This window comes from Saccharothrix syringae (assembly GCF_009498035.1).
Taxonomy (GTDB): domain Bacteria; phylum Actinomycetota; class Actinomycetes; order Mycobacteriales; family Pseudonocardiaceae; genus Actinosynnema; species Actinosynnema syringae.
On sequence record NZ_CP034550.1, the window covers coordinates 9127942 to 9141558 of the forward strand.

Sequence of the window (13617 nt, forward strand, 5' to 3'; positions counted from 1 at the left end):
GAACCTGGAACCACTGTTCAAGCCGGTACCCGCGCCGCCCGGTCCGTGTCGCCGATGCGCAGGTACACCTCGCGCGCCTCGGCGAACGCCCGCCGTGCGGCTACCGGGTCCACCTGCTCATACGCACGACCGAGCGATTCCAGCGCTGCGGCGTGGTAGGAGTGCCATCCCCGCGTGCGCCACAGCGTGACGGACTCCTCCAAGTGCACGACGGCGTCCTGCGGCCGTCCCTCCCCCAGCATGAGCAGCCCCAGCAGCTCCAGTCCCTGCGCGATGTGGTGGGTCATCCGGTAGCGGCGGCTCAGCGCCAGCGAGCGCTCGGCGTCGGCGCGGGCCCGGGAGGGGGCGACCTCCAGGTGCAGGCGAGCGGACGCGAGCAGGGACAGCACCTCGGTGTAGGAGTCCCGGTGGGCGCGGGCGATGACCAGCGACTCGTCCAGCATGCGCTTGCTGGTCCCGAACTCGCCCGCTTCCCCGTACCCGATCCCCGCGAACTGCAGCGCCGTCGCCACCACCCGCGGATTGCCCAGTCCGCGCGCGTGCCGGAGTGCCCGATGGGTGTGCCCGATGGCGGTCTCAAGCCGGCGGCTCTCGAAGAACGCCAGGGCCAGCGCGAGTTCGGCGCGGGCCGACCCGCCGACGTGGCCTGAGCGCTCGGCCAATGCCAGCCCGGCTTCGGCCACGGTGATCGCCTCGTCGTACCGACCCATGGCGGTCGACGCCCAAGAGTGCATCACGGCTGCGTCCGCGGCACCCTCGTCGTGGCCGAGTTCGACGAACAGGTCCCACAGCACGCGCGCCTCGACGCGCATCCGCTCCATCGCATCGCCCGGCCCGGTGGCGATCCAGGTCGTGACGTCGAGCAGCCCGCGCCGCATCACGGCTTCGCCGAGCCGGTTGCCGTGCTCGACGCACACGTCGAGCACCTCGCGACCGACGGCGAGCCAGTCCGCGTACATGCCGCGCAGGTCGAAGTACTTCTCCAGGCAGCCGGCGAGGTCGAACGCGAGGTCGGTCCACCCCAACCCGCACGCCTGGCGCACGGCGGCGATCAGTGCCGACCGCTCCGCGTCGAACCAGGTGTCCGACCACTCGGGGGACAGATCCGGAACCAGGTCGTCGACCGGCGGGCGGTGCGCGCCGCCACTGATGCGCGCGTAGCAGGGACCGGGTACGAACGCGGTCAGCCGTTCGGCGAGTGCCAGCCAGCCGCCGAGCGCCCGTTCGACGGCGCGCACGCGCTCGGTGGTGCTCTCCTCCTGGTCGGCGCGTTCGGCCGCGAACAACCGGATGAGGTCGTGGCAGCGGTACCGGTACTGCCCCACCGGATCGGCGTCGGACACGGTCAGCAGGTACGCGTCGACCAACGCCTCAGCGTGCCCGGTGGCCTCGTCGATGGGCAGTTCGAGCAGCACGGCGGGCAGCCACGGCGGGAAGTCCGGCACCGCGACCAGCGCGAGCAGGCGCAGCAACTGCCGCTCCGGCTCGGCCAGGCCCGCGTAGCTCATCGCGAAGGACGCGCGCACCTCCAGGTCGCCAACGGCGAGCCGGTCGAGCCTACGGCGCTCGTCGCCGAGCAGCCCGACCAGGTGGTCCAGCCGCCACGTCCGCCGCGAGGCGAGCCGGGCACCTGCGATCCGCACGGCGAGCGGCAGTCCGCCGCACAGCGCGACGATCCGCTCGGCCGCGGCGGGTTCCGCCGCGACGCGCCCGGCGCCAGCAAGCTTGCTCAGCAGCGCCATGCCCTCCTCGGCGCTGAACACGTCCAGCTCGACCCGCTCGACCCCGTCCAGCCGGAACGTCCCGGCCCTGCTGGTGATCAGGACCGCGCACTCGCCCACCCCAGGCAGCAGCGGGTGGACTTGGCGGGCCGTCGCGGCGTTGTCCAACACGATCAGCACCGCCCGACCGCGCAGCAGCGTGCGGAAGACATCACCGCGCTCGGCCTGGTCGACCGGAATGGCGCGGTCCGGGACGCCGAGCACGCGCAGCAGCCGGGCGAGCACGTCACCCGGCTCCGCGTCACCGAGGTCCACCCACAGTTGCCCGTCGGGAAATGAATCGGCGATCCGGTGCGCGACGTGCCGAGCGAGTGCGGTCTTGCCGATACCTCCCATGCCGAGCACCACCACGGCCCTCGCCCCGGTGACCAATCGCTCGGCCAGCAGCTCGACCTGCCCCTCCCGACCGGTGAAGTCGTGCACGTCCGGGGGCAGCGACGCGGGCGCGGACCACGTGATGGTCTCGACCGGCCCCGGCCCCGTCGTGCCCGCCTCGATGCGCAGCAGCTCCGGATCGCCGGCCAGCACGCGTCGGTGCAGCTCGACCAACGCGGCACCGGGGTCGACACCCAACTCCTCGGCCAGCAGCCTGCGGGTCCGGTCGAAGCACGCGAGCGCGTCGGCCGTGCGGCCCAGCCGGTACAGGGCCAGCATCACCTGACCCGCGACCCGCTCGTCGAGCGGGTCCGCCGCTGCCCGTTCCGAGGCGATGGTCAGCGCGTCCGCGTCACGGCCGCAGCGCAGCAGAAGGTCGCACAGGGCGAGTCTGGCGGCGACGTGCTCACGCTGCAGCGTGTCGCGGTGCGCGGTGAACCAGGAACTGGTGGCACCGCTGAACGGCTCGCCCCGCCACAACACCAGCGCCTGCTCCAGCAGACCCGCCATGTCGCCCGGGTGCCCTGTCGTCGACCGCGCCTGCGCGACCAGGCGCCGGAACCGGTGCACGTCGACGAGGTCCGGGTCGACCCGCACCGCGTATCCGCCCGGGTGCCGCTCGATGCGCACACTGTCGGCGACCGGCGCCAACAACCGGCGCAACCGCGACAGGTAGCTGTGCAGCGTGCCCTGCGCACCCACCGGAACCTCTTCACCCCAGATCCGCTCCAGCAGCCGCGCCGCGGGCACCACCCGGTCGGCGTCCACGAGCAGCGCCGCGAGCACGTGCCGCTGCCTCTGATGCCCCAGATCAATCGGTCGCGAACCGAACCACGCCTCGACCTGGCCCAGCAGGTTGAACCTGATCTCCTCCACCGCACCTCCCCCGTAAAGGCCAGGCTACTCATGTACCGCGAACATCCCACAGTATTTATGGGCATAGTTCAGGTCCTCGCCACGGGGAATAAAGGCAACCGGCACCCCGCAGTGCTCATCACCCCCGACACCGCTTACTCAAAGCAGTACGGTCATGACCCCATGACATGAATGCAGGCAATCTTAGAGCACGAGCGAAGCTTGTCTCCTGCTTTAGACCACGGCACGGACGGACGAAAAATAAACTGTAGTTTACATTTACCACCAGTGCGTATTATGGCGCACTAAGCGGCCGTTTCCGAGCTTGAGCAGGTGAAGGCCGTTTGGTGCGCAGACGGGGGAACTCATGGTGGATCGGACGTTGCCTAAGCGCCGCTCTGCCAGGAGTTCTGTTGTTATCGTGCCCCTGATGTCCGCGGGCGGCTCCACTGCGGGTAACCGTGTTGCCGTTTGGCCGCCTCCCACCGGCCCACCCTGCACACGGCTCGGTGTCCCACCAACGTCACCGACGCCCAGTGGTGCGACATGTACCGCATTGACACCGGATTCTCGGGCCGGTGACCTGGTATTTCGCGTCCGTCTGCCGCTCGACAGGACACCCCATCGTCCGATGATGGATGCATAGATCGATGGTTGGTCGCCGTCACCGCGCCGGAACCGATTCGCAGCACCTCCACGCGAACAAACTGAATGAGAAACAACGACCAGACCTGTAACGTGCCTGGTCAGCAAGTGTCTTCCCCGCGCGAGCGGGGGTGGCCCCCCGCGTTGCGGCCGGGCGGGCTTGGCCGGCTGGTCTTCCCCGCGCGAGCGGGGGTGGCCCGAAGGCGTCTACATCAGCGTGCCCGCAGGCAAGGTCTTCCCCGCGCGAGCGGGGGTGGCCCCCAGACGGCCGCGCGTCCGCGCTCCGTGTCCTCGTCTTCCCCGCGCGAACGGGGGTGGCCCGCGCTGCGCGACCCGGCCCGCTTCACGCCCGCCGTCTTCCCCGCGCGAGCGGGGATGGCCCCGTGGTGACCTGGCCCTTGGTGTTGCTGGCCGCGTGCTTCTCGCGCGAGCGGGGAGTGGTCCGTACTACCGAGTGTTGGCGATCGGCGTGGACAGGTCTTCCCCATGTGAGCGGGGGCGGCCCAACAACGGGCTCAGCCCCCGGAGAATTGACCATGGAGTCTTCCGGGGATCACGCCTACAAGGTCCAGCCCGGTCACGATGACGTGGTGTGGTGCGCCTGCCAGCCAAGGGAAGAGGACGTCCAGATTGACCCATACCGACGCGAGGACCGGTCTGCTTCCGTAGACGTTGTCGCCCTCCCGCATGAACGGGCTGTTGATCACGATGCGCCTGCCTACCTCGCACCGGCCGTCGTCCGCATGCGGTGGAGGATGAGTTCGCCGCAGGGTTCGTCGTCGAGTTCGGCACGGTCGGGGCTTGGGCGGCCGCTGGTCAACTTCGTGGAAAGGAGTGTTCAGCTGGAGTTCGGCCCTGTGAACACTTCATGACGACCTCGATCACGCTCTAGTTCACCCCTGATGCCACCGGCCTGATCATCGGCACCAACCGACTCCATGAACTTCGAGTAGGGCAGGCGAGTCACTGGCCTCCGCCTACCAAAGTCGACCGGAGTGCACAGGCCGTCGAGCCGCCACAGTACAACCGATACCGTCTCCTTTTAATTAACTTGCGATGGACCGCCGGTCCGCTACCGCGACAGTATCACCGATCCGGGGGAATGTTTCTCGAGCCATTTATCGGCATATCTGCACGCCGTCCGACACCGTCATGACGGTGCGGTGAACGGGAAAGGATTGTGATGACCGTGCGGAGGTTGCGTCCGGCATGCGCTCCGATATCGAACGAGTCGTCTCGGCGCCGGGTGGTGGCTGATGCCGACGAGGCGTCGGTGTACGGCCCGGGGCGGGCATCGGTGTTCCTCGCCGCCTGCGTCGAGCGCCTGGGACCGGACGCGTCGTGGTCGTCGGTGTCGCCGCTGGTCGACGCGGCGGGACGTCGGTTCAACGCCCGTCTGCTTGACGCTGCGAACGCATCCCGACACGGTGGGCCACACCTGTCGATGAGCGATCGAACGTCGGGTGCCGTGGTGCGTCGACTACCGGTTCGTCCCGGCCTGTCCGGTGGGGTCGGGGGCTTTCCCGGTGGGTTGTTCCACGATTTCGAACAGGTCGTCGAAGGACAGCGGGGCCAGGGCGGTCAGTGCGCCGGCGATGAAGGCGGTGCCGGGTTGCAGTGAGCCGGCGACGACCCGGGTCACGGTGGAGCGGTTGAGGCCCATGGCCCTGGCCAGGGCGTAGTGGGACGCGAAGTCCGCCACTTCGGTGATCTTGACGAAGGTGGTGGTCTTGAGTTTGACGGTGTGGGCCATGGCGTTCCCGTTTCTCGAGCGGCGATGTCCTTCTCGGCCTCGCCGCGGGTGCGCCAGGAGCGGCGGTAGACCAATTCGATCTTCAACGTGGAGAAGAAGTTCTCCATCAGGGCATTGTCATACGAGTCGCCGACCGACCCCATGGAAGGCAGAATTCTGTTGTCCGCCAACCGTTTTGCGAACCGGAAGGCCGTGTAGGTCGACCCGCGGTCGCTGTGGTGGATCAACTGGCCGTCGCGTACGTCGCGGGACCAGATCGCGTACTCCAGGGCACCGAGCACGAGGTCGGTGTCGCAGTACCTTCGCTGGTCTTCCAACCCACGATCCGGTTGGAGAACGCGTCGCGCACCGCCGCGAGCCAGAACACGCCCTCACCGGTCCGGATCCGGGTCGCGTCGGCCCCCCACAACCGGTCCGGCGCCGGCGCGGTGAAGTCCCGGTTCACCCGATCAGGGGCCGGTGCCGCTCGTGGATCCTGCCTGGTCGACGGTGTCCGCCAGGGTTTGCGCAGGAAGGCGCCCTGCAGGCCGGCCTGGCGCATCAACCACTCGACCCGCTTGCGCGACACGCGGATACCCCGACGCCGCAGCACCTGATGAACCCGCGGACTGCCGTAGGTCCCGCCGAAGACGGCGTGGATGTCGGTGATCTCGGCAGTAATCGCCTCGTTCTCGCGCTCACGGCGGGACGGGTCGGCCTGGCGGGCCACCCAGCCGTGATAGGTGGAGGAGGCGACACCGAGGACCCGGAGGACGAACTCGACCGGAGAAGCGGCCGCGAAGCTGCTCGACCAGCTTCACGACCGTCGCCGGGTCGGGTCGGGTTCCGCCGCGAAAAACGCGGACGCGGCCTTGAGGATCTCGTTGGCCCGCTTGAGTTCCGCGTTCTCCATGCGCAGCCGGCGCAGCTCCTCGGACTCGGTGGTCGAGGGCCGGTCGCCACGTTCGCCGCGGTCGGCCTCGTCCTGCCGAATCCAGTTCCGCAACGCCTCCGGGTGCACGCCCAACTGCTCGGCCAGGCGCCGGATCACTGGCTTGAGGTCCGACTCCCTTCAGGCCCTGTCGGACCATGCTTGGAAAGACTCCGGGCTACCGTGGGAAGCTCATGGCGATCTGCAGGAGTGCTCATGTCCCATGGGCGTCCGCTCGTAGCCAATGAAAGAGGACTATTCCGCGCAGAGCTTTCGCCAGGTGATCTGAGGTCATTCACCGTCATCGCCGTCGCTTCACCCGGCGGTGAGCCTTGGTGTTCGTTTCAGGCACGGTGCAGCCGTTCGGGTGGCTCGCCAGTACTCGTCGTCGGCTCGACGGCGTCCATGGCAGCATTTGGACGATGGGGAACCACCGTGATCCCGATCCACCCCACGTGGTGAACGCCATGGCCGGCGATGTGACAGGGTTGTTCGTCCAGGCAGGCAAAATTGATGGCGGGGTGCACTACCACCAGCCAGCACGTCCGGCGGTCGAATGGCCGTACAGGGCTGGGGTCGTGCCACCTCGCGCAGCGTCGTATCAGGAGCGCGCGGCCAGCGACTTGCTAGCACGGGCAGTAGGTGAGGGCGACGCGGCCATACTGACCACTGACAGGCCGGGCCGGACCAGCGTGATGTCGGGCCTGGGCGGGGTGGGCAAGACCCAACTGGCGGTCGACTACGCCGAGCAACTCTGGACTGCCAGTGAGCTGGATCTGCTGGCGTGGGTCACCGCGATCTCGCGAGACACGATCGTGTCCAGCTACGCCAGCCTGGCTGCGGACCTGACGGGGATTGAGGACCCCGACCCGGAACAGGGCGCACAGCGGCTGTTGGCATGGCTGGCAAGCACGTCCAAGCGCTGGTTGATGGTGCTCGACAACCTGCGAAGCCCCGCTGACCTGCGCGGAATGTGGCCACCAGCCAATCACTCGGGCAAGGTGGTGGTGACCACCCGGCGCCGCGACGCGGCACTGCACGGCCACCGTCGTCGGCTGATCGAGATCGACGTGTTCACCGACGCCGAGGCGATGGCATACCTGACGGCCAGGTTCGCCGACCACGAGCATTTGCTCGACGGCACCGCCGTGCTGGCACGCGATTTGGGGTATTTGCCGTTGGCCCTTGCCCAAGCTGCCGCGTTCATGCTCGACCGAAACCTGACTTGCACCGCCTATCAGGCCCGGCTGGCCGACCGGCGCCGCACTTTGACCTCGCTGCTACCGGAGGCAGATGGGCTGCCCGACGAACACCAAGCGACAGTGGCTGCCACGTGGTCATTGTCGATCGAGCAAGCCGACGCGCTGGAGCCAGCCGGATTGGCACGGCCGTTGCTGGAAGTAACCAGTGTGCTGGCTCCGGGCGGGTTTCCGATCGAGGTGCTTACCGCACCGCCCGTAACAGACATGCTCACTGCCTCGACCGGCCGCGTGATCCGCGCGGAAGAGGCTCGAGACACGTTGGGTTGTCTGCACAGACTGTCGCTGATCACCATGGACCCGCGGACAGCACATCGGACGGTGCAGGTGCACCCGTTGGTTCAGCGCGTAACCCGGGACGCCATGCCAGTCCGTCATACCCGGACCGTGGCGCGAGCGGCGGCTGACGCGTTGGTCCGGGTATGGCCAGACAATGAACGCAACCCGGCGTTGAGCGAGGTACTGCGCACCAATGCAACTGCTCTCAATGACGTTTGCGGTGAGCATCTGTGGCGACCAGGTGCGCATCTGGTTCTGATTTATGTCGGGTTCAGCCTGGACGCCAGGGGGTGGGCAGCACAGGCACGTGATCATTTTGAGGAAACACTCATTACAGCTGTCGACCGCTTGGGGCCTGATCACCCGGACACGTTGGACATTCGGATGAATCTCGCCGGAACGCGGGCAAAAGCGGGTGATCTGGCTGGCGCGATTGCCGAGTACGAGGCGTTGCTCGACGACCAGCAACGACTACTGGGTGCCGGTCACGTCAATAACTTGATTGTCCGCGGAAACCTCGCGTATTGGCATGGAGAGTACGGAAACCCATCAGGCGCGATCGCCGAGTACGAGTCGTTACGCAGCGATCTTCTGAGGGTGTTCGGAGCCGAACATCCCTTCGTCTTCAGCGTGCGCAACAACCTTGCTCGATTTCGTGGATCGGTTCTCGACTTGAACGGAGCGTTGGCTGAGTACGCGATGCTGCTCGATGACCTGATACGTGTCTTGGGTCGCGATCACCCATTTACCATGACCACCTTTGGTAACATCATCGGGCTGCGTGGCGTAGGCGGTGATCCAGCCGGTGCGTTCACGATGGCCCAAATGTTGCTCACTAGCCAGCTGAGCGTGCTCGGTCCCGACCATCCCGATACCCTCGCTACTCGCAGTACTATGGCCCGATGGCAAGGAATGGCCGGTGATCCCGTAGCAGCGGCCACAACGTGCGCACAGGTGCTGCGCGAACGGCAGCGGGCGTTGGGCTCTGATCACCCTGACACGCTGATGAGCCGCAGTAACCTGGCTTTCTGGCGGGGAATGGCGGGCGATGCCGCAGGCGCTGCCACCGCATGCGAGGAGCTGTTGGCCGACCAACTGCGGGTGCTTGGCCCCAACCATCCCGAGATCAAGAACACCCGCGAAATGCTTACCCGGTGGCGCAGTAGACGCTGATTTGACCACTGGCGCCGTACCGTGATTGACCGAAGTGCGGATTCGTGGGTTTCGGCCAGCATGCAGAATCCCGAAGGCACTCTCATGCAACGTTGGAGCACAGCTCTACGCTTCTGCTGGGCCGGCCGCTTACGAAATGACCGGTTGCGGGCGCTCAGAGGTTCTGGAGGAAGGCCAGGAGCGTGTCGGGTGGTTGGTAGCCGCCGGGTGCAAGGCCGAGCGGGGTGGTTCTGTCGAGGGCTTTCTGTTTGAGTGCCACGTCGGCGTGGAGGTAGACGTTCGTGGTCGTGGCGGTCTCGTGACCGAGCCAGAGCGCGATGACAGTGGTGTCGACTCCAGCGTGCAGCAGGCGCATCGCGGAGGTGTGCCGCAGAGTGTGCGGAGTGACGTTCTTGTCGACCAGGCTGAGGCAGTTCTCGGTGGACCGCCCCGACGAAGCTGGAGGCCGGATCAGTTGACTTCAAACCGCTGTGCCGGTGTCGACTGCCGTCCGGTGGAACTTCTCCTCGTACTCGACCGAAGGACTGTTTCCGCAAAAGGAATGTAACCTTTCCGAGTTATACCAGGCAACCCATTCCATCATGGCCAGTGTCACGCCCGTTGCGTTCTTCCAGTCCCCGTGGAAGTCGATGAATTCCTTCCTGTAGAGACTGTTGAGCGACTTGGTGGCGGCATGTCGTAGGAGTCGTCCTTGCTGCCGACGGAACGCGCGGCGCCGATCTGGTCAAGTCGTTCGGCGTAGCGGATGGAGGTGTATTGAACACCTCTGTCGGAATGGTGGACAAGACCGTCGACACTGCCTCCGCGTGCCCAGACCGCCATGTCCAAGGCGTCGAGCGCGAGGTCGGCGCCCAGGTGGTCGGCGACCTGCCAGCCAACGACACGGCGGGAGAACAGGTCCTGGACGAACGCGGTGTACACCCAGCCGGCCGCGGTGGCGACGTAGGTGATGTCGGCGCCCCACCGCAGATCCGGCGCGTCCGCGGTGAAGTCGCGTTCCAGCAGGTCAACGGGGCAATCGCGTCCGGGTAGGGTGGTGCGGGGCCGCTTGCGGGACGCGGTCACCCCGGCGATGCCCAGCTCGCGCATCAGCCGTTCGACCGTGCACCGCACCACGCCGACGCCCTCCCGGTTCAGCTGCCCCCACACCTTCCGTGCCCCGTACAGGCCACGCCCCGGTCCGTGCCACACCCGCAGGACCTCCTTTTTCAGCCATTCGTCCCGGACCGCACGAGCCGACGGAACCGACTCCCGCTCTTTGACCGCCCAAAACGTGGGCGGCGACACCTCCAGCACGGCACAGATCGGCTCCACACCGAACCGTCCGCGATGGGTGTCGATGAACTCGACCAGCGCGGCGGTTTGGGGTCGAGTTCGCGTGCGAAATACGCCGACGCCGCCTTCAGGATCTCGTTCGCCCGCCGCAGCTCACGATTCTCCCGTTCGAGCTCGGCGATGCGCTGGGCATCACTCGTCGACGTCCCCGGCCGTTTTCCGCCGTCGACCTCGGCCTGCCGCACCCATGTCCGCAACGCCTCCCGATGCACCCCGAGCTGGTCCGCGACCCGAGCGACCATGCCCGTCCGCTCGCCCTGGTCAAGCAACTCAAAGACCATGTGAACCGCGCGTTCCCGCAGCTCAGACGAGTACTTCTTCGGTGGTGCCATAGCTCCCCACCCTTCCAGGTATCAGAGCCTCCACCCCGGGGCGATCCAGTTCCGATGACACCGGCAGCCATGGACATGGCGGGTTCCCGACACGCCACGGCGGCAACCTCCGGTGGCGCAGACCTGGTTGTCACCAGCCTGCACCCGCAGGACTCCGGGAACCGTGGCGCGAGCACGGTCGCGCTGTTCGCGGCTCGTCTGCTGCGGGTCGACGGCATCCTCGTAGTGCTCACACGTTGTGACTGGACGGCGGGTGAACTGGCCGACCCGACCGGTGCCGTGGTCACCGCCGGGCAGAAGGCCGATCTGGGCTACCTCCAACACATCGTCGCCGTCCACACCCCCGTCCGTGATGGCCGCTCCCACCTCGCCGACCCGCCTCCGGACCACCAAACCGATGGCAGCGGGGGCAGCACCGGAGTTCGGCACGGTCCACGCTGTCTGACCCACCCGCGATGGACAACGGAGCTGGGGGCGCCACGCCCCCAGCGGCCGTGTCGCGGTCGAGCGCGCCCCGCACCGGGGCACACCCACACCCGACGGCCGGGCGCGGTGACGGGGCAACGCGAGTCCTGCTCGTCACCGCGCTTGACCCCCTCGGGTCTGCGGAGCGTGGGCACGGAGCGTTCCTCGACGGGACGAGAAGCTCCGGAAAGGGGCACCTCCTCCACATCGACGTGGCGACGCCGGGCTGCCGGCGACATCTCCCCACAGCGGTGATGGGCGGTGAGCGATGAACGGCACAGGCACGCCCGAGCCGCGACGACCGGCGGGTCGAAAAGATCGACGTGGACCGCAGGGCTTCAAAGCTTCTCGACAGCGGCGGACCGCAGGCGACGACGAAAACCCGTGGAACTTCGACGTCGACGTTCGTCGAGTCGGCGGCGCGGAGGGTGAGTGGTTGCGTCGCGAACTGGCTGCCGTCGTCCGAGACCTCCTGCGCTGGGCCAACTACGACATGTCCGTACAAGAAGGACCTGACCACGACCACGAGGAGTGGGCGGCATGAACGAGCATGGCCCCAATCCGCCCTCCCCCACCGTGCACGTCGGTGCGGGCCGCAGAGGACTGAGCAACCTGGCGGTGTCGCCGTTCGGCCTGCCGCTGGCCCTGCACGCGAAGGAGGTTCGCGTCGCGTGGGTCGGGCGTACCTCCACCGAGGAACACCAGGACCCCGGGCAATCACTGCTGCGGCAGTTGGAGCGCTCGAAGGTCGCCCTGCCCGAGTCGTGGTTGATCGCCTGCCACTTCTGCGACGTCGAATCAGGTCGGATGGAGTTGGACCGGCGTGGCCGTGGCAGCGACTACGAACGGTTCGACGTCGTGATCTGTGAGTCGACCTCGCGGATCGCTCGCAAGATGTACGAGACGCTGTCGGTGGAACGCGAGCTGGAGCAGGCCGGCGTGCCGGTGTTCGCCTCCAACGAGCCGATCCTGCTCACCGGTGGACGCGCGCAGCAGATCCTGCAACGGCGGATCAACCAGTCGGTGGCCGAGTACGAAGTGCTCAACATGCTGGAGCTGTCCTGGGGCGGCACCTGCACCCACGTCCGGGAGGGCTACAACATCGGCAAGGCCCCATACGGGTACAAGGCCAAGAAGCTGCGCCACCCCAACGCGGCGAAGGCCGAGAAGGGCCTGACCAAGACCCGCCTGGAGCCCGACGGGGCACGGGCGGAGACGGTGACCCTCATCGCCAAGTGGCGCTACCACGAGAAGCTCGGCTACGACACGATCGCCGAACGCCTCAACACCGACCCGCAGAAGTACCCGCCCCCGGAGCCGCCGGGCAAGGTGCGCGCACGCGGCGCGTGGTCGAAGTCCAGCGTCGCGGAGCTGTTGAAGAATCCCAAGTACACCGGCTACCAGGTCTACAACCGACGCGCCCGGCGCAGCCGGGGCGGGAACAACAAGCCGAACCCGCCGGAGATGTGGGTGTGGTCCACCGAGCCGGCCCACGAGCCCCTGATCCCGAAGTGGATGTTCGACGCGTTCAACGCCACCAGCAGTGAGCGCATGGGCTCACGCGACGGCAGCGAACCCAACACCCACCCCGCCACCAAGCGCACCTACCTGTTCCGCGGCCGCGTGGTGTGCGACTGCGGCAGGCGCATGATGGGGCACCCGCACAAGCAGGGGTACACCTACTACCGCTGCTGGCCGACCAACAACAACCGCGGCCGACCCGACAAGCACGCCGAACACCCCCGCACGGTCTACATCCGCGAAGAGATGATCATCACAGCGGTCGAGCGGGCCTACAGCGAGTTCCTCTTCCACCCTGGCCGGCGGACCATGCTCATCCAGGACATCGACCACGCCGAGCGACAGGCACAGCGGGAGCGGACCGAGCAGCAGGCCCGGCTGCAACGCCAGGTGGCCGACCTGGCCCGCCGGCAGGACAACCTACTGCGCCAAGCTGAGGGCGCCAACCCCGACGACCCGTTCACCCAGGGCCTGCGCCAGCGCTACAACGAGTTGCAGACCGAACGCCGCCTCGTCCTCGATCAACTCTCGGGACTCGACACCCGCGACGCCGACCAAACGAGACGACCAAACGAGACCGACCTGGACGTGCTGGACGCGCTGCCGCACCTGGCGCTCAACCTCCACGAGGCACCCGAAGCGCTCCAACGACGACTCTACGAACTGACCCAGCTGAAGATCGAGATCCACTACCGGACCCACGAAGCCACGCTGACGATCACGCTACCGGGGGACGACGTGGCGGCCGTGTCCAGCGCCGCCACCGCCCTGCAGCGGCTGGACGAGCGCGCCCACCACCGGGCCGCGACCACGAAACCGCAGGTAGACGCCAGTGTGAATGCTGGACGTGCCCCCGGTGCGACTCGAACGCACACTGGACGGATTTTGAGTCCGCTGCCTCTGCCGATTGGGCTACGGGGGCCGGCGGGAGCAC

The 13617-nt window shown here is 67.3% G+C and carries 7 protein-coding genes, 1 tRNA gene, 2 pseudogenes and 1 CRISPR repeat array; of the genes and pseudogenes, 2 read left to right on the forward strand and 8 right to left on the reverse strand.

Annotation, left to right across the window (positions count from 1 at the left end):
• Window positions 1-17 precede the first annotated feature (17 nt).
• The 4 genes from EKG83_RS38110 to EKG83_RS38130 form a co-directional block, all read right to left on the reverse strand.
• Window positions 18-3032 (reverse strand): AfsR/SARP family transcriptional regulator, encoded by a 3015-nt coding sequence (locus EKG83_RS38110; protein WP_051765535.1) that lies wholly within the window; start codon window positions 3030-3032, stop codon window positions 18-20.
• 734 nt (window positions 3033-3766) lie between these two features.
• Window positions 3767-4038: a CRISPR direct-repeat array (repeat unit 28 nt; unit sequence GTCTTCCCCGCGCGAGCGGGGGTGGCCC).
• Between the two features lie 1098 nt (window positions 4039-5136).
• Window positions 5137-5409: a hypothetical protein gene (locus tag EKG83_RS38115; protein ID WP_033430604.1), complete on the reverse strand. Its 273-nt coding sequence runs from the start codon at window positions 5407-5409 to the stop codon at window positions 5137-5139.
• A 223-nt stretch (window positions 5410-5632) separates the two neighbouring features.
• Complete coding sequence (locus EKG83_RS38125) at window positions 5633-6118, reverse strand: IS3 family transposase (RefSeq protein ID WP_153278704.1); 486 nt, start codon at window positions 6116-6118, stop codon at window positions 5633-5635.
• An 87-nt stretch (window positions 6119-6205) separates the two neighbouring features.
• Window positions 6206-6439, reverse strand: coding sequence for a transposase (locus EKG83_RS38130; protein ID WP_033430605.1), 234 nt, complete (start codon window positions 6437-6439; stop codon window positions 6206-6208).
• A gap of 215 nt (window positions 6440-6654) precedes the next feature.
• Here EKG83_RS38130 and EKG83_RS38135 point away from each other — a divergent pair, with 215 nt between their 5' ends.
• The gene (locus tag EKG83_RS38135; protein WP_084716330.1) at window positions 6655-9030 is read left to right on the forward strand and encodes a tetratricopeptide repeat protein; all 2376 of its coding nucleotides are present in this window, start codon (window positions 6655-6657) and stop codon (window positions 9028-9030) included.
• 154 nt (window positions 9031-9184) lie between these two features.
• Here the strand turns inward: EKG83_RS38135 and EKG83_RS38140 are convergent, their stop codons facing one another.
• Together EKG83_RS38140 and EKG83_RS49895 are read right to left on the reverse strand one after the other, a co-directional pair.
• Complete coding sequence (locus EKG83_RS38140) at window positions 9185-9484, reverse strand: tyrosine-type recombinase/integrase (protein ID WP_322746694.1); 300 nt, start codon at window positions 9482-9484, stop codon at window positions 9185-9187.
• 6 nt (window positions 9485-9490) lie between these two features.
• Window positions 9491-10697, reverse strand: a pseudogene (locus EKG83_RS49895) (IS3 family transposase).
• A 1005-nt stretch (window positions 10698-11702) separates the two neighbouring features.
• On the opposite strand from EKG83_RS49895, the pseudogene EKG83_RS49900 reads away from it, so the two are divergent.
• Window positions 11703-12947, forward strand: a pseudogene (locus EKG83_RS49900) (recombinase family protein); the annotation flags it as partial.
• A 156-nt stretch (window positions 12948-13103) separates the two neighbouring features.
• Here the strand turns inward: EKG83_RS49900 and EKG83_RS38170 are convergent.
• Together EKG83_RS38170 and EKG83_RS38175 are read right to left on the reverse strand one after the other, a co-directional pair.
• Window positions 13104-13385, reverse strand: a complete 282-nt coding sequence (locus EKG83_RS38170; protein ID WP_153278707.1) for a hypothetical protein — start codon at window positions 13383-13385, stop codon at window positions 13104-13106.
• Window positions 13386-13531: 146 nt separating this feature from the next.
• Window positions 13532-13605, reverse strand: a tRNA-Leu gene (locus EKG83_RS38175).
• Window positions 13606-13617: the final 12 nt, after the last annotated feature.

Bases quoted from the DNA above. Each gene is read 5' to 3' on its own strand.
- EKG83_RS38115 (WP_033430604.1), bottom strand. From the start codon at position 5,409: ATGGCCCACACCGTCAAACTCAAGACCACCACCTTCGTCAAGATCACC.